Annotated in this window: 21 protein-coding genes; 7 read left to right on the top strand and 14 right to left on the bottom strand. The window is 64.2% G+C overall.

Annotation, left to right across the window (positions count from 1 at the left end; genetic code table 11):
- Positions 1-33: 33 nt before the first annotated feature.
- A complete protein-coding gene (locus tag HNQ39_RS21400) occupies positions 34-507 on the bottom strand; it encodes a Uma2 family endonuclease (RefSeq protein ID WP_343075984.1) in 474 nt (157 codons plus the stop codon).
- A 254-nt stretch (positions 508-761) separates the two neighbouring features.
- Here HNQ39_RS21400 and HNQ39_RS21395 point away from each other — a divergent pair, with 254 nt between their 5' ends.
- Genes HNQ39_RS21395 through HNQ39_RS21375 form a run of 5 tightly spaced genes read left to right on the top strand, consistent with a single transcriptional unit; the run spans position 762 to position 6,748 of the window.
- Entirely contained in the window at positions 762-1,922 is a 1,161-nt protein-coding gene (locus tag HNQ39_RS21395) for a hypothetical protein (RefSeq protein WP_184201660.1), read from the top strand.
- Positions 1,923-1,925: 3 nt separating this feature from the next.
- Positions 1,926-3,065, top strand: coding sequence for a hypothetical protein (locus HNQ39_RS21390; protein ID WP_184201657.1), 1,140 nt, complete (start codon positions 1,926-1,928; stop codon positions 3,063-3,065).
- A complete protein-coding gene (locus HNQ39_RS21385) occupies positions 3,062-4,225 on the top strand; it encodes a hypothetical protein (RefSeq protein WP_184201654.1) in 1,164 nt (387 codons plus the stop codon). Before HNQ39_RS21390 ends, HNQ39_RS21385 begins: the two co-directional genes overlap by 4 nt.
- A gap of 6 nt (positions 4,226-4,231) precedes the next feature.
- Positions 4,232-5,401 (top strand): hypothetical protein, encoded by a 1,170-nt coding sequence (locus tag HNQ39_RS21380; protein ID WP_184201651.1) that lies wholly within the window; start codon positions 4,232-4,234, stop codon positions 5,399-5,401.
- Between the two features lie 3 nt (positions 5,402-5,404).
- Entirely contained in the window at positions 5,405-6,748 is a 1,344-nt protein-coding gene (locus tag HNQ39_RS21375; RefSeq protein WP_184201648.1) for a hypothetical protein, read from the top strand.
- Positions 6,749-6,790: 42 nt separating this feature from the next.
- Here the strand turns inward: HNQ39_RS21375 and HNQ39_RS21370 are convergent, their stop codons facing one another.
- From HNQ39_RS21370 to HNQ39_RS30680, 3 genes are all read right to left on the bottom strand, one after another.
- The gene (locus tag HNQ39_RS21370; protein ID WP_184201645.1) at positions 6,791-8,791 is read right to left on the bottom strand and encodes a hypothetical protein; all 2,001 of its coding nucleotides are present in this window, start codon (positions 8,789-8,791) and stop codon (positions 6,791-6,793) included.
- Positions 8,781-9,317 carry an RNA polymerase sigma factor gene (locus HNQ39_RS21365; protein ID WP_184201642.1) on the bottom strand — a complete coding sequence of 179 codons (537 nt, stop codon included), beginning with the start codon at positions 9,315-9,317 and terminating at the stop codon, positions 8,781-8,783. The genes HNQ39_RS21370 and HNQ39_RS21365 overlap by 11 nt, the downstream gene beginning before the upstream one ends.
- Positions 9,318-9,419: 102 nt before the next feature.
- On the bottom strand, positions 9,420-10,331 hold the full coding sequence (locus tag HNQ39_RS30680; protein WP_184201639.1) for a DUF1559 family PulG-like putative transporter: 912 nt from the start codon (positions 10,329-10,331) through the stop codon (positions 9,420-9,422).
- A 183-nt stretch (positions 10,332-10,514) separates the two neighbouring features.
- On the opposite strand from HNQ39_RS30680, the gene HNQ39_RS21355 reads away from it, so the two are divergent.
- A complete protein-coding gene (locus HNQ39_RS21355) occupies positions 10,515-11,486 on the top strand; it encodes a hypothetical protein (RefSeq protein WP_184201636.1) in 972 nt (323 codons plus the stop codon).
- Here HNQ39_RS21355 and HNQ39_RS21350 read toward each other — a convergent pair.
- The 3 genes from HNQ39_RS21350 to rpsO all read right to left on the bottom strand — a co-directional run bounded on the left by HNQ39_RS21350 (position 11,483) and on the right by rpsO (position 14,960).
- Positions 11,483-12,010, bottom strand: a complete 528-nt coding sequence (locus tag HNQ39_RS21350; protein WP_184201633.1) for an outer membrane beta-barrel protein — start codon at positions 12,008-12,010, stop codon at positions 11,483-11,485. The genes HNQ39_RS21355 and HNQ39_RS21350 overlap by 4 nt on opposite strands.
- Before the next feature lie 160 nt (positions 12,011-12,170).
- Complete coding sequence (locus HNQ39_RS21345) at positions 12,171-14,537, bottom strand: polyribonucleotide nucleotidyltransferase (protein ID WP_184201630.1); 2,367 nt, start codon at positions 14,535-14,537, stop codon at positions 12,171-12,173.
- Positions 14,538-14,684: 147 nt separating this feature from the next.
- A complete protein-coding gene (gene rpsO, locus HNQ39_RS21340) occupies positions 14,685-14,960 on the bottom strand; it encodes a 30S ribosomal protein S15 (RefSeq protein WP_184201627.1) in 276 nt (91 codons plus the stop codon).
- A 289-nt stretch (positions 14,961-15,249) separates the two neighbouring features.
- On the opposite strand from rpsO, the gene HNQ39_RS21335 reads away from it, so the two are divergent.
- A complete protein-coding gene (locus tag HNQ39_RS21335) occupies positions 15,250-15,627 on the top strand; it encodes a DUF559 domain-containing protein (protein WP_184202658.1) in 378 nt (125 codons plus the stop codon).
- Between the two features lie 141 nt (positions 15,628-15,768).
- On the opposite strand, the gene HNQ39_RS21330 is transcribed toward HNQ39_RS21335, so the two are convergent.
- From HNQ39_RS21330 to HNQ39_RS21300, 7 genes are all read right to left on the bottom strand, one after another.
- On the bottom strand, positions 15,769-17,091 hold the full coding sequence (locus tag HNQ39_RS21330; RefSeq protein WP_184201624.1) for a mandelate racemase/muconate lactonizing enzyme family protein: 1,323 nt from the start codon (positions 17,089-17,091) through the stop codon (positions 15,769-15,771).
- A gap of 18 nt (positions 17,092-17,109) precedes the next feature.
- Positions 17,110-18,243: an MGH1-like glycoside hydrolase domain-containing protein gene (locus tag HNQ39_RS21325; protein ID WP_221290207.1), complete on the bottom strand. Its 1,134-nt coding sequence runs from the start codon at positions 18,241-18,243 to the stop codon at positions 17,110-17,112.
- Positions 18,240-18,995: an acyltransferase domain-containing protein gene (locus HNQ39_RS21320; RefSeq protein ID WP_184201618.1), complete on the bottom strand. Its 756-nt coding sequence runs from the start codon at positions 18,993-18,995 to the stop codon at positions 18,240-18,242. Before HNQ39_RS21320 ends, HNQ39_RS21325 begins: the two co-directional genes overlap by 4 nt.
- A gap of 161 nt (positions 18,996-19,156) precedes the next feature.
- A complete protein-coding gene (locus tag HNQ39_RS21315; protein WP_184201615.1) occupies positions 19,157-19,867 on the bottom strand; it encodes an NAD-dependent epimerase/dehydratase family protein in 711 nt (236 codons plus the stop codon).
- Positions 19,864-20,676: an NAD-dependent epimerase/dehydratase family protein gene (locus tag HNQ39_RS21310; RefSeq protein WP_184201612.1), complete on the bottom strand. Its 813-nt coding sequence runs from the start codon at positions 20,674-20,676 to the stop codon at positions 19,864-19,866. The genes HNQ39_RS21315 and HNQ39_RS21310 overlap by 4 nt, the downstream gene beginning before the upstream one ends.
- A 5-nt stretch (positions 20,677-20,681) precedes the next feature.
- Positions 20,682-21,167, bottom strand: coding sequence for a hypothetical protein (locus tag HNQ39_RS21305; protein WP_184201609.1), 486 nt, complete (start codon positions 21,165-21,167; stop codon positions 20,682-20,684).
- Positions 21,164-22,228, bottom strand: coding sequence for an N-acetyltransferase DgcN family protein (locus HNQ39_RS21300; RefSeq protein ID WP_184201606.1), 1,065 nt, complete (start codon positions 22,226-22,228; stop codon positions 21,164-21,166). Before HNQ39_RS21300 ends, HNQ39_RS21305 begins: the two co-directional genes overlap by 4 nt.
- Positions 22,229-22,241: the final 13 nt, after the last annotated feature.

Below are 22,241 nucleotides of genomic sequence, written 5' to 3'. Positions count from 1 at the left end.
CGACGGCGAGCTCTCAGGAGGCATTGTACCAAATCACGCGAAGAGTCGGCTGAGGGGAAGCGTAAAACCTGGCAAGACATCGCCGCCCGTGAGCGTGTCGGCTGCGGTGAGCACCTGCGGCGGGCTGCCCGGCGTGTGGACCGTCAGGCGTTTCGTGCGCGGCTCCAGGTGCAGCGCGAGGCGGACCCCAAAGCCCATCCAGAGCGCCAGCTTATCGGCCATCCCCTTCGACGTATCACCGGGCGAGCGGGTCTCCAGCACCAGATCGGGGACGAGTGCCACAAATCCCGGTCCCGGTTGCTCGGTCAGGCGTGCCTTGGCGACAAAGGCGAAATCAGGAGCCAGCACTGTATCCGGGTTTCGGGACAGGCGAAAACCCGTCTCCGCGGCGTAGCCACGCCCTAGATCGTGAAGACGAATGTAGTAGTTTAGCTCGGTGGCCAAGTCCATGGTGTATGCGCCGTGCGCATCGCCAGCAGGGGCCATCTTACGTAGTTTTCCTCGAATCAGCTAGTAGTGCAGGTGGGCAGGAAATGCCGCCAGCTCTTCAGCCGTTGTCCAGCGGGTATTGGGGGCAGACATAGCCGTATTGTACCGCTTGCTCCGAGGAACGCATTGCCCGAGGGACGAGTTGTACCGGAACCAACAGGGTTCCCGAAGAACAAGTCTTCGGGCAAGCCCGGACACTCGTTGTCTGGGTCTCTATGTTGTCCGGGCACAAACCTCTCTCCTCGAAATGGACTCCTGCCGATTATGCTAGTATGCGTCTTAAAACTGTTGTCGCCGAGGAAAGCGCTCCGCGCTATGCTGTCGCAGCCCCCACGAAGGTTTCCCCAAGCCAAGCCCGTCCGCGGATGGAGCACACGGAAGACTACGAAGCGAGTGTCACGCCGACCTCGCTCACGAAGGTAAAGAAGCCTCTGGCGCACCCGAAGCGGGTGGCGCTGATCTCCGGGGCCTTTTTGTTGTTTTTAGGAAGCCTGCACTACCTCAGCCTCAACGAGGCCCCGACTCTGCCGACAGCCCATGCTAAGCATGTGGTCCGGTTGCCTAGGAGAGAGGTCGGTGGGGAGGCCTATCTTCGTGCGGCGTCGGACCTGAGCACCCCAAGCCTCTTTTACCTCGATAAGCAGACACTCACCGACAAGCGCAATGTTCTTGCGGTGAATGCGACCGCGCTCTCACTCTTGCACCAAGCGCTAGGCAAGGATATCGGCCTCATTGACAACGAGCGGGTCTACACCTCGACACTGAATCGCTTGCTTGAGGCGGAGTACACCGTGGCGCTCGCCGATGGCAAGCGTGCGCAAGCGGTTGAGGCCTTGGTAGGGATGATTAAGCTCGATGCCACAAGTGTCCGCTCCGTAAGCGACTCCGAGTTCCTCAACGTTGCTTATACCGAGTGGCGGCCGATCTTAGAGAAAGATCGCTTCACGGCGGCGGAGACGGTGAAAATCCGCGCGGCCTTGGAGGACCTGCGGCAGGCGGAGCCCGACTGGGAGACACTTGCCAATGAGCGCGAGCGGCAGACGATTGAGGTATTGCAGTCGCTCCTCACGGGCACGGTGTCACGCTTCTCGTACGGGGATGTCACGGTCGCCAAGCCGCTCAACTGGTACAACATCGCCGATGGCAGCTTGCTGGAGCAGACACGGGCGAGCATGGCGCGGCAGGGGGCGATCTTGCGCTACGGGACCCAGGGCGTGGTCGATGCCTACACGCCCTATATCACCGCCCTCCGTGCGCGTGCTCTGGCTCCCACTGCCGAGGCGGCCGCCAAGATCACGCTTCCTCCCGTGCCGAAGCTCCCTCACAGCGAGGACCTGGGCACGGGGTTAGAGCGCTTGGCAAAGGCGCACCAGGACTGGGAAGCCCAGCGCGAGGCGCTCAAGGCCCTGAAGATACAGCAAACCGGAGAGTAGCCCATGCGTCAAAAGCTACAAGAGACCCCATCCCCGGCGCTCTACCGTGCCCCTGTCACCGTCCCTGCCACGGTGGTTGGTGGGCAACAACAGAGCGTGGACGTGAGCACCGTGCAAGCGCTCCCCAGCACGGTGCGGCGGAAGGCACGCACCCCGAGGAAGCTCCTGCTCCGTCAGGCAGTCCTTGGCCTTGTCTTGTTCTTTGTCGTTCCCTGGATGCCCCCCGACCAGAAGCTCGTCGCCCTGAACACGCCCTACAAGCCCTTGGTGCTCGCGCCGGATAGTGCTAACGCGGTCTATGCGCGCGCGGAGACTCTGCTTAAAAACGACTTTCGGCCGTTCCGAGACAGCCAGCGGGAGTCGTCGCATGGCAAGACGCGCTTGCCCAAGGGCCTGCAGGACCCGTATGGCGTGAAGGCCCTTGAGGATATCCGGGCGCTCGACCAGCGGGGGGCACCGCTCCTCCCCCTGGTGCAGCAGGCCCTCGCGCGGACCTTTGATCACCGCAACGGCCAGCAGCACTCTTTCTTTGTAACTTCCCGTGATCTCACCGTGATTTCGATTCGTCACGGGGTGCTTGCCGCGGCAGCGGGGAGACATGGGGAGGCAGTCTCGGCGTACCTCGATGCAATGGCGCTTGGGACCCAGGCGAACCACTACGCACGGGAAACGGCACTGCGCCAGGGGCTGGAGGCGCTGGCCTTTAGTGCTTCCCAGCTCAGCCCGACGGAGGCCCGTGCAGCTACCCTGCGACTGGAGAGCATCCTGGCAAAGCGTCCCGCCTTTATCGCGGAGATCTCGGCACAGCAAGCAGAGCGGAAGGACTACGCCCAGTACCTGAGCTACCCACGCTTCTTTGCGCCGTCGGAGAACATCAACAGGATGACCCGTGTCCCGATTTTGCGGGTAATCGCCAACTACCAGGCGGCCCACTACGGAGCGGTGGTTCAGCAGCAGCTCGCGCTGCTACAGGCCCCCGATGCCCAGACCGTGCAGAAGCTCCGGGCAACCGTCCCGGAGTGGCTCCCTAACCACGATCTCCTAGGGTACACGGCAAGCGATTTTGACTGGTACACGCAGAACACGGCGCGAGCGGCGACCGTGCTCCAGCAACTCAAGGCACAGGCAGGTAAAGGTAAATGAGATCCCTACAGCTTAAGCCCACCACCACGGAGGGCTGGGTCTCCAAGCGCCAGCCGCAGGCACCCACTGTCGAGGCGGTCGCGACGGTCGAGAGCCCTGCGGTGCAGTCCACGGCCAAGACTGAGACGAAGACTAGGGCGCGGTGGCGGCTCAAGCCACGCTGGTTCCTGACGGGCATCTTGGCGTTTTTCTTCGTTCCCTGGTGCCCGCCCCTGACCCCGGTTGCACTCACGAGCACTCCCGCCGGCCCTTCGGCCAATGCGCTCTATGAGGGCCTGCAGGTCTTCTCTGGGAATGTCCGCGGCCACGGGAAGAGGCCACCGCCGGGGATCGGGAAGGCAGCGTGGGCGGCATGGAGCAAGGAGCTGGCCGAGCGGCCCGGTGAGCATGCTGTGCCAATAAGCTACCAGGACCCCGATGGGCTGCGGACGATCGAGCAACTCCAGCGCCAGGTGCAGAAGAACCAGGCGGCACTCGAAAAGCTCCCCGAGGCGCTGCGCCTGCCGTACGACAATGGCGGCGTCCACGATACGCGCACCTATGTCGGAGGCACGGTGCATGATCTTGTGGTGACCCTGAGCCACCAGGGCTTTCTTCTGGAGCACGCGGGGAGGTACCCGGAGGCGGTGGAGACCGCGCTTCGGTCGGTGGAGCTGGGGGTGCAGGTCGGCAAGGGGGGGAACCTGCAGTCCTGGTTCCTAGGAGAGTCTTGCCACCAGATCGCGCTTCAGACCCTGGAGCGCACCTACGCCCACCTGACACCGGCGCAGGCAAAGCAGACACACGAGCGGCTTTCGGCACTGCTCGCTCAGCACACGACCCTCGCGCAGGCACTGGCCGGGGAGCGCGACCAGACCGCCCGCCTGCTCTCGTTCTACCGCTACCCCGGCACGGAGGGAAATATCCTGTCGCGCATCCCCCTGGTGCGCCTTGCCAACCAGGGCGTGGTGAGCCACTACGAGGCGGAGGTCAACCACCGGATCGCGCTGGTGACCCACCCCGACTCCCACACCGTGACGGAGCTAAGCAAGGAGCTACCCGCCTACGACCCGGCGAGTATCGCGGTCTTTTCGCTCCATCGGGTCTATGAAAACCAGCAGGCGCAGGCGGCGCGGATCGCCCGCCTGCTCCAGAACCTCAAGACACAGGCAGGAGAGTAACCAACCATGCGCCAGCAACTTCGTGACACAGAGAGCCCGCGCACACAGCGCACCTTGGCCCCCCAGAGTGCCGCCGCGGTCGTTGCCACGCCCCAGAACACTGTCGTGGCCCCGCGTCAGCGGACGCCCCTGAAGGTGAAAAACAAGAAGCGCTTTCGCGCTACCCCGCGCCGGGTGATCGCGGGAATCTTTGCCTTTCTCTTTATCCCCTGGTGCCCGCTGCCTAAGAGTGCTCGTGTCGTCGTCCCAAGTGAGGGAAACGCCGCGACGGTCTACAAGCAGATCGGGGAGGTCCTGGCGATTCCGGGCGATGGCAAGCGGCGCTCCCAGCTGACGCCCGCAGAGATAAAGGCGCAAGAGGCGGACCAGGCACTCTACACGCTCAAGGGCACCCCACTCCCCGCACACTTCGAGGACCCGTCGGGCTATACCACGGTGGAGGCGCTTCGTCAGAGAGTCGCACGAGGCAAGGCGGGGCTCGCGCTCCTGCCAAAGGCACTCGCCTTGCCCTACACCGACCCGCAGCTCCTGGGGAGTGTCTCCCGCTCTCCCCACCGCTCCATAACACACCTGCGGATAGAGGAGGGGATGCTCCACGCCATCGACGGAGAGCACGTCGCCGCGGTCGAGGCCTACCTGGATGTGGTGCAGATGGGCGTGCAACTGGGGTATGGCGGCACGCATCTCTCGGGGTTGATGGGAAGTGTCTGGGGGGCCATGGGCCTGAAGAGGATCGGGGCGAGTGTTGCCCACCTGACCCCGGAGCAGGCAGCACGCTTGGCGAAGCGCCTAGAGACGCTTGAGGCGCAGCGGGCACCACTCCTGACACTTGTTGAGGCGGGGCGCGACGAAGTGGTACGGGACATGACGAATTTTGGAAGTCGGACAGGTCCCAGTGATCTCGCACGCGTGCCGATCCTGCGGGCACTGAACCACTACCACGTCAGTGTCTACAAAGACGCGATGGATAAGAATATCGAGCATATCCGGCACCCAGAACAAAACACCGCCGCGCTCCTTGGGGAGCAGGTCGATAGCAAGAACCCGTTTGCTGGCCTCGTGCCCTCCACGGATATCAAGAAGCAATACGAGTCCTACACCAAGACGACAGAGCTGCTCCAGAGTGTCCTCCAGCAGCTTCATCAGCGGGCGGGTGACGGAAAGTCGGGGAGCTAAGCGATGCGCCAGAGACTCCAAGAGCCGCAATCGCCGTCCTACCGCTACCAAGCGCCCCCACAAAGCCAGCAACGGACGCAGGAAGCGCCGCCAAAAGTCATACAGACGCCGCAATGGCGGCAGCGGGCGCGCAAGGAAGTAACCCTCCCACGAAAGCGCTTTATTGCCTTGGCCCTGCTCGGAGTCTTTGCCTTCCCGTGGATGCCCCTCAAGGCAACTCCTCAGCTCACGGCTCCAACGGGAACCGCCAATGCGCTCTACAACGCCGAGGCGCGCGTCTACAAGCAGGATCTGGCCGCGGCAGAGCGCATCGCACAAAAGACTCCCGTGGGAAAGACACGTGCGCTCCCCGAGGCACTGACAGATCCGAGTGGCTTTGCTACGCTGGAGCAGGCACGACAAAACCGGGATCAGCTCAAGCGGCACCTTGGGGTTCTGAAGAAAGGGCTGACGCTTCCCATGCAGGAAGTTGCGTGGGATTTCTCGACTCCCTATGAGGCACCGCTGCTAAATTGTATCTACGTGCGTGAGCTGGCGCGGCTGAGCGTACGGGACGGTAACCTCAAGCAACTGGAGGGGAACTACTCTGGGGCGATGACGGCCTACCTGGATGCCTATGCCCTTGGAGTCCAGGCGAGCCATGCGGGTGCGCTGGTTAGTGGGATGATCGGGGCACTGTGCCAGGGGATGGCGTGCGTCCCTGCGGAGGTTGCGGTGCCACACCTGACAGCCGCTCAGGCGCGGGAAGCGACTGCCAGAATGGAGACGATCCAGGCGCAGCAGCTCTCCTTTGCCGAGGTTCTTGCCGGGGAGACACGGGTTGTTGAGCCAGAAAATGTGAGCTATCTGGGGCGGTCACTCGTGAAGCAGCCAGTCTTCGGGCGGATTCCCGCCGTCCAGCTTGCCAATAACTACCTCACGGCACGCTACAAAGTGGCGATGCAGCAGGCGGTTGTGAAGGCACAGCAACCCTACCGGAAGCTGGGGGGAGAAATCCATGTGCAGAAGGTTCCCTTCGATCCCGCAACCCTCTTAGGCACCAACGACCTGCCGTCCGTCAACCAAGCGTACTTGTCGTATTGCTCTCGGGAAACCCTGGGCCGGCGGCTCTTGCTGGAGCTCGCGCTCCGTGCCTGGCAAGCCGAGCATGGCGGAGCGTTTCCGACGGAGCTAGGGGCGCTGGTCAAAGCGGGCTACCTGAAGAAACTTCCCACCGATCCGTTCTCCCACTCTGGGCAGGAGAGTTTTCACTACGACTCCCAAACCGGCAAGGTCTGGTCGGTCGGCCCCGATGGCGTGGATGCCCACGGCACCGGCGACGACGCAACTCTCATGAAGGCCCAATAAAAGTCAAGGCAGCCCGCTCTGGCTGGAGCTGAGAGCAGTGGCTTAGTCCCAGCGGGCTCCGGCTAGGCGAGCATAGAACTGGCCCTCGTGCTTGAGATAGAGCGCGAGCTCGTCGGCTTGTTGCGCATCCAGAGCGGCGACAAACGGGGTCAGGGCGGCGTAGACCAGCACGAGGACGCAGGCGAGGGGGACTGCATGGCGCCGGATTCCCCGCACGATCCCCACCGATGCGGGGAGGCGGCGCTTCCGACTGAGCAGCGCAAACACGAGCGCCATGATCAGCGGAAAGGCAAGCGCCACCCCCGCCGCCACCACACCCGCGACCGCAAGCGTGTTGGCACCCGATACGCTCCCATTGAGCGGCGAGAAGAACAGGGGCCCCGCCAAGAGATAGCCCGCCGTCGCCTGAATCCCCAGCGCGACAAGCAGCGAGACCCCCAGCACCACAAGATTGCCGCCCCGTGTCGGGGAGCCCTTTTTCGTTTTGTAGAGGTGGATGCCCATCAGCGCGAGTAGGGCAAGTGCCGCGATCGGGAAGAGAATTGCCTCGGTCTTGGTATCAGTGAGGCTCTGTCCCACGAGGAACGGGCCGACCAGAGAGAGCACGACTCCCCATGCGACTGCCGGGTGGAGCGGCTTGCCCTCCCGCACCCGGCGGGTCTGGTTCAGGCCGTAGGTGAGCCCTCCAAAGAGGATCAGCCAGAGGGTCCAGAAAAGCACCACCAGCGATCCCCACCACCAGCCCAGTGCGACCACGGAGCGAGAGAGATAGTCGGTATGCCGGAAGAGCCTCTGGTGTTCTAGGTTCAGCACGATCACGGTACTGGCTTGGTTGAGCCGCTCGGGGTGTCCCTGGGCGATGGCGTAGGGCTGGAAGCGCGTCACCGCAGCCTCGGCACGCTGCCGCCAGACATCCTCCCCGGTGAACTTCTGCGCGACACTTGGAGCCCCGCCCGGGCGGCTCAGGGCGCGGAGCGCCATACTGGCCCCCATGGAGCTCCCGAGATAGCTGGTGGCCTGCTTTTGGAGACGCGTTCCCAGGGCGAAGAGGCCGTCCCGGAGCGCCCAGCCCTCGGCGTTTTTGTGGGCCTGCTCCAGAGCCGCCACGTGCTCGACCACAAACGTGCTGGGAAAGAGCATGGCGGTAAGACCAAACTCATGGTGGTCATTTGCGGTGACCGCATTGATACTCGCCAGGAAATTTGCTCCACCAAAGTCGGGGTTGCGCTGCTGGTTGGCATAGGCCTGGGCTTGGAGAATCTCGGCACGGTAGTCGTCCCAGCCCGTTGTTTTCATGGCATCACGAAAGGCCGCGAGCGCTTCCGTGTCGTGTCCCGCCGCAAGTAAGATCGAGGTCTTCAGCAACGGAAAGAGGGCGTTCTCGGGGGCGAGGCGTGCCCCCGCGTCGGCATCGGCTAGGGCGAGTGCGAGGTCCTCGGGGGGGAGCTTTTTAGCGGCGCGGGTCTTGGCTGTTGCCTCGCTTCCGCGCCGTGCGGCATCCCGGTAGACACCCAGTACCACATTCAGCGCCAGCGCACGGAGCTCTAGCTTCTCGGGGTAGCGGGCGATCAGCGTGCGGAGCTCGGGGAGCACGGGGGCAGGGTTGCTCCACGAGCCTTTCGAGAGCGCGTTGCTGAGCTGAATCCGGTAGTCCATGCCGTTTGCCGATGTCTGTTGCCGCGCGATCAGGGTTGGCATGCCCCCAAAGATCAGCTTGCCATGGGCCTGTACCAGCGGCCGGGTGAGGGGGAGGGCGCTGATGGTCAGGAGGGCAAGGGCCGCGAGGCCAGGCAGGAGGAGCTTTTTCATTAAGGGAGCCTTTCTGGGGAGCCGGGCGGCTTCGGTCATGAAGTCGGGGAGCTCGGGTGGGGCGTCGGTGGCAAGCGCCCCCAGCTCGGCAAAGAGGGCTTGGGTCTGGGTGAGCGCCTCTTGCTCGGGGGGCGTCAGGCGACGGCGGGTGAGCCAGCGACGGAGGCCGCGCCGCTCACCGGTCGCGATATCGATCAGGTCAGTCTCGTGTTTCTCATGTTTCTCATGGTTCATGGGGCAGCTCCTCTCCCTCCGATAAAAGTCTACGCATGCGGCGGGTTGCTTCGTGGAGGCGCCACTTGAGGGTTCCCAGGGGAATCGCCAGAGCGCCCGCGGCCTCTGCATACGAGAGCCCCTGCACCACAACAAGCAGGAGCGCCTCGCGCAAGGGCTCGTCGAGCTGGAGTAGGGAGTGCTCTAGGGTGACCTTACGCAGGGCTTGCTTGGCCGTATCGGGGCCTGGCTCGACACTCACTTGCTTGGGGGCGGGGCCACGCCGGTTGCCGTCGCGCCAGCGCCGCACCGCGATTCCCAGGAGCCAAGCGAGGGGCCGCGAGCGTCCCCCGAACCTCCCACTGCCACGGAGTGCCGCAAGAAATGTCTCCTGGGTGAGGTCTTCCGCATCCTGCCGCGCGACCCCTAGCCGTAGCAAGTAGCCCAAGACACGGGGTGCATAGCGGATATAGAGGGCCGTGAACGCATCGGGATCGCCGCGGCGGATCGCGTCATCGTCGGGCTCGGGCAGGTCCTGTATATCCATAGAGTGGTGCTCTAGTAGTAGCACACTCCCTGGGAAAAGTTGGGGGAGAAGCAGAAAAAGTGAAAAACAAAGGGCGACTACACTGTCGCCGATCGTGTGGGGTTAGTTGAGAAAGAACGTCCCAGAGTAGCCGAGCATGTTACCGCCGGGCTGGGGCTCGTTGGTTCCCTCGACTATAGTAGCGCCGCCGTTGTTGATCGCGCTGGTGCGGACGACATTGGCAGGGGGGAAGTAGATCGTCGCGGGGATGCCGGTCGGTCCCGTGGTCACCTTGGCCCACTTTGCGTGGCCGTCGGCGTAGAGGAAGTTGCCGCCGCCGGAGTGCCGGGTGACATCGGTGAGGCTGACCTGGTCCATCACCACACTGGTCACCGGCTGGGTGGCCGGGACCACATTGAGGGTCGTGGGGATGGCGGCGGGCGCGGTTCCACTGGTGTAGGAGATCGCACGCACCACCGCATGGCCGACACCGAGGCGGAGCGGGGATGCTGCCCCTACCATCGCACCGGAGGCGCTGCTACTCTCACTCATCACGATGGTCTGCGCGACCGCCGTAAACGTGGCCTGGGACTGGGCGACAGCGAGGTCGTTGTAGAGGTAGGAGATCGCGGCGGAGGTGGTCGAGGCGCGCACCGATGCCGACGGGCAGACGACGATCTGGTTGTTCTTCATGTAGGGGGAGAGGAGGCCAGCTGCGGTGGTGCCGGCGGGGACGATGGCGGTGGAGACATTGGTCCCCCCGATCAAGTCCACGGCCCAGTTGGTCGCCACGGTAGCCGCCCCGACGGTGGTCGAGCCCACGGCAAGAGGCATGGCCTCGTCGTAGTCCTGGATGTACTGCATAAACGCAAGCCCGATCTGCTTCTGGTTGGAGAGGCAGCTCGTGGCGCGCGCTTTCTCACGTGCCTGGGCAAAGACGGGGAAGAGGATCGCTGCAAGGATTGCAATGATCGCAATAACAACAAGAAGCTCGATCAACGTAAAGCCGCGAGGACGGCGAACAGCCAAATTCATGATAGGAGTTTCCTATGTGAAGCAAAAAGGTACGCGTGAAGAGGCGTGGTAGGTTTCGAGAGGAGGTCCCCGTGGAGAATTCGTTGGGGATGTGTGCAATATATCATACTGTCTTAATATGACGCTACGTTTATTTTCTCTAGGGAAAGCCAGGAGTCGGTAGAATAGGAGAGACTGTAGGCCATGATGACCCTAACCAAACCCCGCCGTCTTCCCGTCTTTGCCACGCTTGCCGTCGCCATCTTGGTGGTGGAGGGGATTGTCGCACACTCTGCGGCGCTCTCGCACACGCGCTTGGTTCCCTATGCCGTGCTCGCCGATCTGGTTCTGGTGCTCCCACTGGTCTTCTATGCGCTCGTGCTACGCCCCGAGAAGCGCGCTCTCCTAGAGGCTGCGCCGGTTGCCACGACCGGCTCGCTGGTGGCGGCGGTCTTACTGGCGCGTGCGCCGCACCTGGGACCGGTGGTGCTCTGGGTGGGGATTGCGGCCGAGGTTGCGGTCTTTGCTCTCCTCTGGCAGAAACTCAGCGCAGCGGCGCGGCGCTTCAAGACGGCGGGCGGGATCGACGATCCTCTCTTACGCCTGGAGGCAATCCCGGAGCGCTGGCTTCGGATCGTGGGGCTGGAGCTGGTGGTGGGGTACTACGCGCTGGTCGGGCCGCGGGTTCGTCGCACCCTGGCGGCAAGCGAGTTTTCCTACACGGAGAAAAGCGGTCTCGGGGGGCTACTCTTTGCCTTGGGCTTTGTCACGGTGGTGGAGGGGCTGGTGGTGCACTTCCTGCTGCGGCAGTGGCGTCCCGCAGCAGGCTGGGTCTTCAGTGGACTCCATGCCTACACGCTCGTCTGGCTGGCCGCCGCGTACCAAGCAGCCCGCCTGCGCCCCGTGGTCGTGACCGCAAACAGCCTCGTCTTTCGCTACAGCCTACTCTGGACCGCGGAGATTCCCCGTGCCCAGCTCGCCTCCGTCGCGCCGATCAAGGCAATGCCCGACGACAAAACCGTGCTTCGGGCAGCCTTCGGCGACGAGCCCAAGCTCCTGTTGACCTTCTCAGAGCCCGTCGCGGTGAAAGGGCTGCTGGGTAAGCAGAAGCAGATTACCCAGCTCGCGCTCTTTGTGGATGCGCCGGAGAGGCTTCTCGCGGCGCTGGAAACCTAGAACCGAACCCCGACCCGCATACCAAACCCGCTCTGGTTGTTGCCCTTGATCCGGGCCACGGCGGTGTAGTCGGCCTCAACAAACATCGAGTTCACCTGGTAGCCGAGCCCGATCTTCCCTCCCGGGCCGTAGCCGGTCGTGCTGGTGGTGCCATCGGAGAAGTGGCGCTGGTAGATGCCGACACCAAGTGTCTCATAGAGCCCCTTAGCATTCACCGGGAGAACGTGTGCCCGTAGCAGGACACCAAAGCCCTGCATCCACTGCGTGGTCGTGACGGCAGAGGTCCCCGTGCCGGTGGTCAGCTTGCGCCGCGTGGTGTCGAGATAGTAGGTCGTGGAGACGGGCAGCCCTAGGCTGAGAGCCTTGAGCCGCGGCTGGTAGGTAAAGCTCGTGTTGGAGTAGCGGTCGCCGGCCTTGCCTCCCGGGAAAAAGGAGCCCGCGCTCGCACTGAAGCGGGGATTGGACTGGGCGGAGACCGGAAGAGCAAGAGCGCCAAGCAGCGCGGCGCAGAGGAGCGATTTCATAGGAAAATAATACCCCCTCTCGGTCGGTTTGGCGAGAGGGGGCAAAAATAACAGAAATGCCCTCCTCCCAAGGTCGGGGAGGAGGGCGCAGGCCCCTTCAGGGGTCTTGCCGACCACCCAGAGGGTACCCGGCGGGCCGCTTTAGCCGCCCGTGTTACGATCAGCGGCGGGGGCGGAAGCGAGCCTTCGGGAGATCGTCGCCGTCTTCCTCCACCGGCTCGACCACAGGGTCGAGGGCAGGAGACGCCGAAGTGACGTCCTCACGGCGCGGGCCACGGTCACGGTCGCCGCCGGAGCGGGGGCCACGGTCGCGGTCGCCGCCACGGAAGCCACCACGGTCTCCACCGCGATCGCCGCCGCGTCCACCGCGGTCGCCGCCACGATCACCACCGGGGCGTGGGCCACGGGGCGGTCGGCCCGGCTCGGGGTTGGCGGGGTCGAACGGGGTGTCCAGATCGCGTGCGGTTGCATTCACACGGCCCTGGCTGTCGATCTCGGTGATGCGCACCCGGATCGTGTCGCCGATCTTGAGGTTCTCCTCGGGGCGGCTCGGGGGCGGGTCGGAGAGCTGGCTCACGTGCACGAGCGCGTCCTTGCCACCCGGTAGCGCGACAAACGCACCGAACTGGAGGAAGCGCACCACCTCACCGTCGTAGATCTCGCCGGGGCTGAGGGTCTTGGTCATCCCCTCGATAATGGCGCGCGCCGCATCGCCGGAGATACCGTCGGTGGCGGTGATGTGCACCAGGCCGCTCTGCTCGATATCGATCTTGGCACCCGTGTCGGCGGTGATCTTCTTGATGGTCTTGCCACCCGGTCCGATAATCATGCCGATCTGCTCGGGGTCGATCTGCACGGTGATGATCCGCGGCGCGTACTGGCTTGCCGTGGTGCGGGACTCGGGGATCGCCTCGGTGATCTTATTGAGGATGTAGAGGCGCGCGACACGGGCCTGCTCAAAGGCATCGACAAAGACCGGGCGCGGGATGCCCTGGATCTTGGTGTCGAGCTGGAGGGCCGTGATGCCATCGGCGGTTCCGGCGACCTTGAAGTCCATGTCGCCGGAGAAGTCCTCCATGCCCTGGATATCGGTCAGAACCGCGAACTTATCGCCCTCGTTGATCAGGCCCATCGCGATTCCCGCGACAGGTGCCTTGATCGGGACACCGGCATCCATCAGCGCCAGGGTCGAGCCACAGGTCGAGGCCATCGACGTCGAGCCATTGGACTCCATGACATCGGAGGTCAGGAGCATGGTGTAGGGCCAGTCCTTCGCCTCGGGGAGGACGGGAACCAGGGCGCGCTCGGCGAGGGCGCCGTGGCCGATCTCACGCCGACCGGGGCCACGTAGGGAGCGGGCCTCACCCACGGAGTAGGGCGGGAAGTTGTAGAAGTGCATGTACTTCTTCTCGCCGTCTTCTTCGAGCGTATCCACCATCTGGGCATCGCCGGGCGAGCCAAGGGTCAGGGCGGTGAGCACCTGGGTCTGGCCGCGGGTGAAGAGGCCCGTTCCATGGACACGGGGCAGGAGACCCACTTCGCAGTCGATCTGGCGGATATCGGTGGTACCACGGCCATCGGGGCGCTTGCCCTCGGTGATGATCAGGTCGCGCAGCTGCTCCTTGACCACCTTATCGGCGAGCTCCTTCAGGTCGGCGATCTTGTCGGGGAACTCGGGGGTGAGCTTCTCGACCACGCCGTTGATCAGCAGGGTCAGACCCGCCTCACGGCTCGCCTTGTCGGGGTCCTGCAGGCCGGCACGCAGCTCGGCGGAGAAGCGCTCACGGATGACATCAAGGATCTCCTTGTTGTACTCGTGGAGCTTGATCTCGCGCTTGGGCTTGCCCGCAAGCTCGCGCAGCTTCTCAATGGCGGCACACTGGGTCTTGATGACCTCATGGGCCACATCGAAGGCCTCGAGCATCTTGGCCTCGGAGACCATGTTGGCACCGGCCTCGACCATCAGGATGGCCTGCGCGGTTCCGGCAACCACCAGGTCCAGATCACTGGTTGCAATGGCGTCCTGGCTCGGGTTGATCAGAAACCCACCGTCGGCGTCCATTCCCACGCGCACACAGCCAATCGGCCCGGCCCAGGGGATATCGGAGACATGGAGCGCTGCCGATGCGCCCAAAACGGCGTAGACATCGGGGAGGTTCTCCATCTCGACGGAGAGAGGCATGACGATCACCTGGGTCTCGTTGCGCATGTTCTTGTCGAACAGGGGGCGCAGGGGACGGTCGATCAGGCGGCAGGTGAGGATGGCTTTCTCGGAGGGGCGACCGCCGCGCTTGACAAAGCCACCGGGGATCTTACCGACTGCATACTTCCGTTCTTCGAAGTCGCAGGTGAGGGGGAAGAAGTCGATGCCACTCTTGGGATCGTTGCCCATGGTGGCGGTTGCGAGGACATAGGTATCGCCAATTTTGACGACGACGGAGCCATTGGCCTGCTTGGCCAGCTTTCCCGTCTCGATGGAGACCACGCGCCCGTCGGGGAGCGTGAACTCTACAGACTGCACTGACATAAATTTATTACTCTTTTCTTACAACGCAATAACGCTAGATTTGCCCGATGAGGGGCGGTAGGTGCCCAATAAGGGCAGGAATGCACAAAGGGCGCGCCGCATGTCTCTCGCGGTGCGCCCTCTATGCTCGGGTCGCTCTCGCGGCCCTTAAATTTTTGTGCGGATTCCGAGTCGCTGGCAGAGGCTGCGGTAGCGCTCGATATCGGTCTTGGCAAGATAGGCCAGCATTCGCTTGCGGCGGCCAATCAGCAGGAACATTCCACGGCGGGAGTGGTGGTCTTTCTTGTTGACCTTCAGGTGCTCGGTCAGCTGCGTGATACGCGCCGACATCAGGGCAATCTGAACCTCAGGAGAGCCGGTGTCGCTCTCGTGGACCTTGTACTCACCGATCACATCTGCTGTCTTGTTTAACGATAGGGGCATGGGGGTTACTGACTCCTCAACGGGTTTATTAAAATTTGCCTGCGCTTCCACCCCCCGGTGGAGAGCCGCACGCTTGCGTTCAGCGCGAAAGCTTCTGAACCTGAACAAGATACCACAGAGTTAAGACAGGTGCAAATTTTGCTACTCTCGCATTTAGCCTCCCCCCGTGCTTTTGCCTCCCCCCGCCGCTTAGACGGCGACCCCCTCCGGCTTCGCGAAGGGGGGGGAATATTTTTAAGAAAATCTCGACTTTTTATAAGAATCGGGGGTGCTCACCCGTTTTCAGGGTATGAATGAAAGCTACTTGGTGATGCGAAATCGTGCCCGCATCCTACGGTGTGAGATGACAGATGCAGAGAAGCGTGTTTGGGAGGCGCTACGGCGCGACCAGTGCGACGGCTTACGTTTTCGGCGGCAGGAGATACTGGATCAGTACATCGCGGATTTCTACTGTCCCACCCTGAAGTTAGTGGTGGAAATTGATGGCACGAGCCATGACTGCCCTGAGGCACAGCGCTACGACACAGAAAGAACGCAGTCGTTATTCGAGGCAAGGGGTCTACGGGTGATTCGCCTGCGCAACGAAGAGGTGCTCAAAGCCACGCCCCATCAGATACGGCAGGCAGTACGGCGCAAAATTGCCGAATTACCTCCCCTCGCCCCGTGATAGCCCGTACCCCGTTGCGAAGCGGGTTTATGGTGATAGGCTAGCGCAGTACTACACCCCCTTCGCGAAGCCGGAGGGGGTCGCCGTCTAAGCGGCGGGGGGAGGCAAAAGCACGGGGGGAGGCAAAAGCACGGGGGGAGGTTACCCCCGCACTGGCCCACGCAAGCAGCGCTCGTAGAGCTTGGCCCACTCGTCGGTGTGGTCTTCTTTCCAGACCGAGAGCCGTACACCGCGGGGCTCGATGGGCTGGTTGCCGAGCAGAAAGTCCTCCCAGCACTGCCGGTTGGTGTCTAAGTGATACGCATTGGCGGCGTGGGAGAAGGGAACGGCGGCGTGGTTGCCGAGGCGGTTCACGAGATAGGCGTAGTGCATCTGGCGCCCCGATGGCCAGGAGATGGTGACGATATGCCGGCGCTCGGGGAGGTGGTAGGGCGGCTCCATGGCGTATTTTTCGAGGACGCTCTCATCGAACTCCACCCCAAGGCCGGGTGTCATGGGCACTTGCACGAAGCCGTCTTTGATCTTTAGCGGCTCGACCAAGAGATCATCGGCGTAGTTGTTCATGCAGGTCACCGCGGGCCAGCGAGCGTGGGAGAGTACGGCCCCGAGGTGCGTCAGATACGCGGTCATCAGGCCCACCCCGACCCCCTGGAGCCAGTAGGGCTTCTCAAACGCCGCGCAGAGCGCATTGACCCGCTTGGCGTTGCTCAGGCCGCACTCGGATAAGACAAAACCGTCGCAGTTCTCCTCCCGGAGCGCGATGGGCAGCGGCGGGACATCGGCGTGGGTGGCGATGGGCTTGACAATCTTCTCGCGGAGCTTGCGGTAGCCCTCCAGATCGCGCTGGGGGATGGGCCCTTCGTAGAGCGCGACTTTCTCGTAGGTGTCCAGCTCCTGCAGGATCGGGGCGGCGATTCCGGCGTGGAGCAAGAGATCGTTGAAGTCCATGTCGAGGCGGAAGTGGCTTGGGGTGACCGCGGAGATGGCCTCGACCTGAGCGAAGGTGTCCAGAAATGGGCGGGCCTTGATCTTGTGGAAGGTGTAGCCCGCCGCCACGGCGTCTTGGGCCTCTTCGGCGAGCACCTCGGGGTTCATCTCGGTGTTCCACCAGGCGATCGGGGTCTCCTCGCGCAGGAGAGGCCCCCCTACCAGCGCCCAGACCGGGAGCCCCAGCGCCTTGCCCGCCACATCGAGGAGCGCGATCTGCAACCCCGCGCCTAGGCTGTCGTCGTGGATGAGGGAAAGCGCGTTCTGCCCGACGATGTTTTGCAGGGTCGCGTCGCTCGCCTTGGCCCAGGTGTAGTGCGGCAAGGACTCGCCCCAGCCCACCGTGCCGTCGGTGAGGGTGACCTTGATGATCTCGACAATGCGCCACTGGCGCACCATCAGGGCGTTCCACTCCTCGCAACGTGGGGTGTAGGGGACATTGAGCACAAAGCGCTCGGCGCGGGCAATCGTTAGCATGTGGTAAGATTCGCCACGCTACTCCTCACACTCCTCCCAGAGACGGGCCATGGCGAGCAGGGGATTGTGGCCCAGGTAGTCCGGCGAGGGCCGATTGAACGGTGTGTGCGGCTTGCGGGCGACCTCGCGCGGGTCGCCGCCCTCGCTGTCGTAGAACTCCCAGATGGTTCCCGTGCGCTCAAACCAGAGAGCCGAGTGATCCAGTGCGCCTTCGAGCAAGGGGCGCGCGGCCTCGGGGTGGCCCAGGCGGACACAGCCGCTTGCGGCCCAGAGGGTCATGGAGTTCCAGGCCGGCCCGCGCCACATCCGGCGCTCCCGTCCCGGCTGGCCCAGTGCGACCGTGCGGATCGGGTGGGCTCCGAAGAACCTCTCCGGATCACGGAGCGCGTTGAGCACACTCCAGGCTTGGTCGTCCGTGGCGGCCCCCGTCACGAGCGGCCACATTCCCTCAAACGAGAGCGGACGCCCCAGCCAGTCGTCGTGGAACCAGCCTGTCGTGGGATCGTAGAGGCGCGTCTGGATAAACGTTGCGAGCTGCTCGGCTTTTTGCTGGTAGAGCGCGTCCCCGGTCCAGCGCCACGCGGCATCGTAGCAGGCGTAGAGGTGGGAGCAGGCATCCACACAGGCGCGGCGCTCACGGGGCGCGTGGTCGTAGCGGATGCCCTCATCCACCCCGCTCTCCCACTTGCGCTCGGTCACATCTGCGTAGAAAAAGCCAATGCCGTCGTCGGCGCGGCGGTTGCGCTCAAACCAGGCAATCTGTGCCAGGAGCTTGGGTGCGAGCTCGGTCCTCAGTCCGGAGTCCCCAAGCATGTTGACCGCAAGTGGCCAGACCGGCGGATGCGTCCAGGTCTCTCCCCACCAGGGCTTGCCGTCTTTGAAGTAGATCGCGCCCGGGAGAAAGCCATCGTCTTGCTGGGCCGCGAGGAGGTTGCGGAGCTGGTTGGCGGCGTGCTCCGGGTGGGTGGTGAGCTGGTCGAGCACCTGGTGGACAATGTCCCAGTGTCCAAAGGCAGGGGCATAGCAGTAGCCCGGTCCGATCTCCTCCCAGGGGTGGGGCCAGTGGTGGGAGGCCGGGTGGACACTGCGGGCGTGGAGCGCTGTGACATAGGCAAGCATCCCGCGCCACTCCGGCTTTCCGGGGAGGTTCACTGCACTTCCTCGCGGAGCAGGTAGCAACGGCCCGCGTTGACGGGCTTGCCTGCCTCGATCAGGTCTAACAGGTTGCGGCGCAGGCGGGTGTCGCGGGGGGCGGTGGCGGGATCGACCTCGCGGTAGCCAAAGACAAAGTAGCAGGCGCTTCCGGGGCTATTGCCGCTGGGGAGTAAGTGAAAGAGCTGCTGGAACCGGTCCAGGCTCCCACCGACACCCGCTGCCTCGGGCACCCAGTCGCCGAGCATCCACGATGAGCAGACAATGGCCTTGGCGGGGGGAAAGTCCGGGAAGTAGGTGTCGAAGAAGGGAAACGCGGCGGCGATAGACTTCTTGCACTCGTCGATATCCAGCGGTGCCTCGGCGGGAATATGCATTCCCAGAACCGTATCGCCCTTTTCCAGGCCAGGCACATCGTCCCAGGTGTAGGTCTCGATCGCAAACTGGAGCCGACCCAGGCGGCAGAGCCTCCCCGATGCGTGGAGCTTGAACCAGCCCAGGTGCTGATCGGCGATTCCCTCGGTGCCGCGCGTGCGCTGGCAGTGCCGGCTCCAGATTCCCACGTCTTGAAGGGTTGCCTCGGTGATCTCGGGGGGGATTCCGCGGCGTGTCTGCTCGGCTCGCTCTAGGCGCGCGGCTTCCTCGACCACGCGCAGGGTCCAGGAGTCGTCCCAGGTCTCGGGGAGCTCTGGGCGCGGGTTCTCACTCGGAAGCCAGGCAAGGAGCGCCTGGAGGGTTTCGTCGTTGGTCATGGTTATCCTGGTTTCTTATATCGCCCGGACGGTGAACGTCGGGCTCACCCAGAGGGTACCCGGGCCTTCGGCCGCCTCCTCGTGCCTCGTCGGTAGAAATCCGCCGAAGGCGCGGCGGAGGAACGACGCCCCATAGCCCCATGATTTCCATGTGGGCGATATCATGGTTGTTTATCGTCGCGCATCAGGGGCTCCCAGCCGAGCATCGCCTTTGCCTTGCTCATGTTCATGCGCTTCTCTTGCCAGTCGCCGGAGATCATGAAGGCCTGGTAGCCCCCAAACGCGTACTCCAGCGCGGCGAGAATGGCGCGGGCGACATCGCTGGCCTCGGTGTGGATATCTTGACGGCCCTCTTGAGCCAGGCTCTGCCAGGTCTCCTCGGTCACGGGGAGGCAGAGACGAAGCGCATTGACACTAATTCCCCACTGGCGCCAGGCAGAGCGTGCCACTTCCTCCCCGAGGCGCTTGGTCAGGCCGTAGTGGTGGTGGGCGTCCGGCTCCGCGTCCTCGTCCCAGAAGAAGCGCTGGCCGAGCTGCTCATAGACCGACATCGAGCTGGTGAGGGCAGCGTGCGTGATCCCCGCGGCCTGGGCGGCCCGGAGCGCTAGGTAGAGCCCGGTGACATTGACATCGAACTGCGCGGTGGGGTGCGTGCTGCCATCGTGGTTGCCCATCGCCATGTAGAGCAGCTTCGCGCAGCCCTGCCCGGCGGCCTTGAGCGCGTCGAAGTCGCGCACATCGCCGGGAACCCAGTGGCCTAGGGTGGGCTCTTTGAGATCGAAGACCGTCAGCGTGTACTGCTCCGCGAGAAACGGCAGGATGAGCCCGCCGACATGGCCGGAGCCACCGATGACAAGAAGTTTGGGTTTCATAGGGTGCGCCAGCTCACTTTCGGTTGCCACCCGAGCAGCTCTTTTGCGACTCGGCAGTCGATCAGCCCGCAGTAGGGATTGTCTGCAAGCCACTCGCTCTGAGGGATGCGCCACGGGACATCGGGGAGCTGCCGGGCGACAATCTCCGCGGTCGGATGGACAGAGGTGGTGTCGTCGGCGGCGAGTAGGAAGGCATGGAAGCCGCTCAGAGTTTCCTTGGTGAGCGCCAGTCGGGTCGCCTCGGCCACATCGGTGACGTCCACGTAGCTGGAGAGATCGACCAGGTAGCCATCCCCGGTGTTCTCGCTCCACTTGGGGTAGTGCTCGGCGCTGCTCACAAAGACCGGGCGGGGGCAGAGGATGGTCATGCCATGGCGCTCGGCGAAGTAGTGGCAGGTCTCCTCATTGAGGTGCTTGGAGAGCTGGTAGATATTGAACGAGCCGTGCGGGTAGTCGTCGGCGCCGGGCAGGAAGGCAATGGCGCGGTCCATGCCAAAGGAGCCGAAGGCATTGACACTGGAGTAGGCCACCACCCGCTTGACCCCGTGCTTGACACAGGCGAGCAGGACATTGGTCGTGCCCTGCACATTGACCGACATCACGTCGTAGTCCTTGCCGGGAACCGCCCAGGGGATCGCTCCCAGGTGCGCGACTGCATCGACACCCTCAACTGCGGCATAGACCGCCTCGATATCGCGCAGGTCGCCCTGCTCCACGTCAAAGGGCCGGACGGCGTGCCCGTGCTCTTCCAGCAAGGCGCAGAGCACCTTTCCAATCCGTCCTGCGCTACCTGTCACCAGTATCTTCATCGGCGCTATTGTACCCGTCTGGTGAGCAGATCGGTCAGCCGCGCGGTCTGCTGGCAGGTGTCGTCGCTGAGGGGGCGGGGCTTATCGCCGACGCGGCAGGAGCGCAGGCGGCCTTGGTCGTAGTAGAGGCGGGTCTGGGTGGTGCGGTCGGTCGCGCCACGGGGACGAGGCGTACCGAGCGGGCTGGGGTAGCGGGTGGTGCGCTCGTAGGTGAAGAGTGGCTTGCGATCCGTCCAGTAGACCAAGAGCTCCCGCCGCCCGGTCTCGCCGTAGAGGTTGACATCGGCCTTGGTGGCTTGCTTGTCGCGCCAGACACGGGCCTCGCCCCCTTCGAGCGAGAGGCCATCGAGCGAGAGTTTCGTGCTGGGCAGGCGGCGCGCGCGGCGGTCGATCCCCTCCACTTGCCGCCGGATCGTGGTGAGCAAGCCCGGCCCCGCGAGCGCGGCGGCACTGGCCAGCACGGCGGCGAGTAAGGGAAGGATGGGTCTCATGCGGCGAGCACGGCCTCCAGCAGGCGCTCGCCGCCGAAGCGCACGACATCGCTGGTGGGCAGGCCGGTCTCCGCCTCGGTCTTCTCGCACGCCGCTTGGGCTTCGTCGGCGCTGAGGTGTCCGCAGTTGAGGGCGATCCCCACGACCCGTGCAGGCTGAATGGGAGCGCAGACCGCCTCGTAGAGCGCGGCGACCTCGCGCAGGGGGGGAACCCGGACCCAAGGCGCACGGAGCACCGACTCCTGGCCCGCGCGGTGGCAGAGGATCAGGTGGGTCGGGACAGAGCCGCGGATCAAGGGAAGCCAGGCGGTCGAGGCGGGATGGAGCACCGAGCCCTGGCCCTCGACCCAGATTAAGCCAGCCCCCCCCGCCCTTGCCGGGCGGGGGAGCTTGTGGGTGGCTTCCAGAACCGCCCACTCGACTCCGCCTGAGGCGAAGTCCACGCGCACGGCATCGAGGGCGATCCCCGCACCGCTGATACAGATGCCGATCTGGCCCGTGGCGACAAAGGCGCTGGGAAGGGCCTGGCGCTGCGCCGCTTTGTGCAGCTCCAGGCTCGCGGTCATCTTCCCGATCGCCATGTCGGTGCCGACCGTGAGAATGCGCTTTGCCGGAAGCTCGCGGGCGCGTCCCAGGCCATTGGGGAGGCCATCGGGCTCGACCCGGACATCCCAGATCCAGGCACTTGGGGTGAGGGCGGCGCGGAAGTCGGGGGCCTCGGCCATGCGCTCGTGCAGGCCATTGACCAGCGACATTCCGCCGCGCAGGCCCTCGCAGATCTCGCGCCGCCAGTCGTCGGGGAGGATGCCGCCGGCTGGGGCGATGGCGGGGACAAGCGTGTCGGCCCCCAGCGCAAGCGCCTCGGCGATGGTGGCGACAATGGGAACGGGGCGGGGAATGCCACAGAGGGCCACGAGGTCACGCCCTGCGGTCTCGCGGTCGATCACGCAGGCGATCTGGGAGTCGGAGTAGCGGAGCAGGCCAAAGCCCATCTTCCCCGCGTTTCCCAAGACCGCCTCGTGCATCAGAAGGGCCAGTCGTCGATCAGAGGAGAGCTGCATAGTGGGTAGCTTA

The sequence above is a fragment of the Armatimonas rosea genome, assembly GCF_014202505.1.
GTDB classification, from domain to species: Bacteria; Armatimonadota; Armatimonadia; order Armatimonadales; family Armatimonadaceae; genus Armatimonas; species Armatimonas rosea.
This window is presented reverse-complemented; position numbering and strand designations above follow the sequence as displayed.

What these genes read in the sequence shown, in the direction of transcription:
- HNQ39_RS21395 (WP_184201660.1), top strand. Translation starts at nt 762, where the DNA reads ATGCGTCTTAAAACTGTTGTCGCCGAGGAAAGCGCTCCGCGCTATGCT.
- HNQ39_RS21335 (WP_184202658.1), top strand. Translation starts at nt 15,250, where the DNA reads ATGAATGAAAGCTACTTGGTGATGCGAAATCGTGCCCGCATCCTACGG.
- HNQ39_RS21375 (WP_184201648.1), top strand. Translation starts at nt 5,405, where the DNA reads ATGCGCCAGAGACTCCAAGAGCCGCAATCGCCGTCCTACCGCTACCAA.
- HNQ39_RS21385 (WP_184201654.1), top strand. Translation starts at nt 3,062, where the DNA reads ATGAGATCCCTACAGCTTAAGCCCACCACCACGGAGGGCTGGGTCTCC.
- HNQ39_RS21350 (WP_184201633.1), bottom strand. Translation starts at nt 12,010, where the DNA reads ATGAAATCGCTCCTCTGCGCCGCGCTGCTTGGCGCTCTTGCTCTTCCG.
- HNQ39_RS21300 (WP_184201606.1), bottom strand. Translation starts at nt 22,228, where the DNA reads ATGCAGCTCTCCTCTGATCGACGACTGGCCCTTCTGATGCACGAGGCG.
- HNQ39_RS21315 (WP_184201615.1), bottom strand. Translation starts at nt 19,867, where the DNA reads ATGAAACCCAAACTTCTTGTCATCGGTGGCTCCGGCCATGTCGGCGGG.
- HNQ39_RS21390 (WP_184201657.1), top strand. Translation starts at nt 1,926, where the DNA reads ATGCGTCAAAAGCTACAAGAGACCCCATCCCCGGCGCTCTACCGTGCC.
- rpsO (WP_184201627.1), bottom strand. Translation starts at nt 14,960, where the DNA reads ATGCCCCTATCGTTAAACAAGACAGCAGATGTGATCGGTGAGTACAAG.
- HNQ39_RS21330 (WP_184201624.1), bottom strand. Translation starts at nt 17,091, where the DNA reads ATGCTAACGATTGCCCGCGCCGAGCGCTTTGTGCTCAATGTCCCCTAC.
- HNQ39_RS21320 (WP_184201618.1), bottom strand. Translation starts at nt 18,995, where the DNA reads ATGACCAACGACGAAACCCTCCAGGCGCTCCTTGCCTGGCTTCCGAGT.
- HNQ39_RS21310 (WP_184201612.1), bottom strand. Translation starts at nt 20,676, where the DNA reads ATGAAGATACTGGTGACAGGTAGCGCAGGACGGATTGGAAAGGTGCTC.
- HNQ39_RS21345 (WP_184201630.1), bottom strand. Translation starts at nt 14,537, where the DNA reads ATGTCAGTGCAGTCTGTAGAGTTCACGCTCCCCGACGGGCGCGTGGTC.
- HNQ39_RS21355 (WP_184201636.1), top strand. Translation starts at nt 10,515, where the DNA reads ATGATGACCCTAACCAAACCCCGCCGTCTTCCCGTCTTTGCCACGCTT.
- HNQ39_RS21370 (WP_184201645.1), bottom strand. Translation starts at nt 8,791, where the DNA reads ATGAACCATGAGAAACATGAGAAACACGAGACTGACCTGATCGATATC.
- HNQ39_RS21305 (WP_184201609.1), bottom strand. Translation starts at nt 21,167, where the DNA reads ATGAGACCCATCCTTCCCTTACTCGCCGCCGTGCTGGCCAGTGCCGCC.
- HNQ39_RS21380 (WP_184201651.1), top strand. Translation starts at nt 4,232, where the DNA reads ATGCGCCAGCAACTTCGTGACACAGAGAGCCCGCGCACACAGCGCACC.
- HNQ39_RS21365 (WP_184201642.1), bottom strand. Translation starts at nt 9,317, where the DNA reads ATGGATATACAGGACCTGCCCGAGCCCGACGATGACGCGATCCGCCGC.
- HNQ39_RS30680 (WP_184201639.1), bottom strand. Translation starts at nt 10,331, where the DNA reads ATGAATTTGGCTGTTCGCCGTCCTCGCGGCTTTACGTTGATCGAGCTT.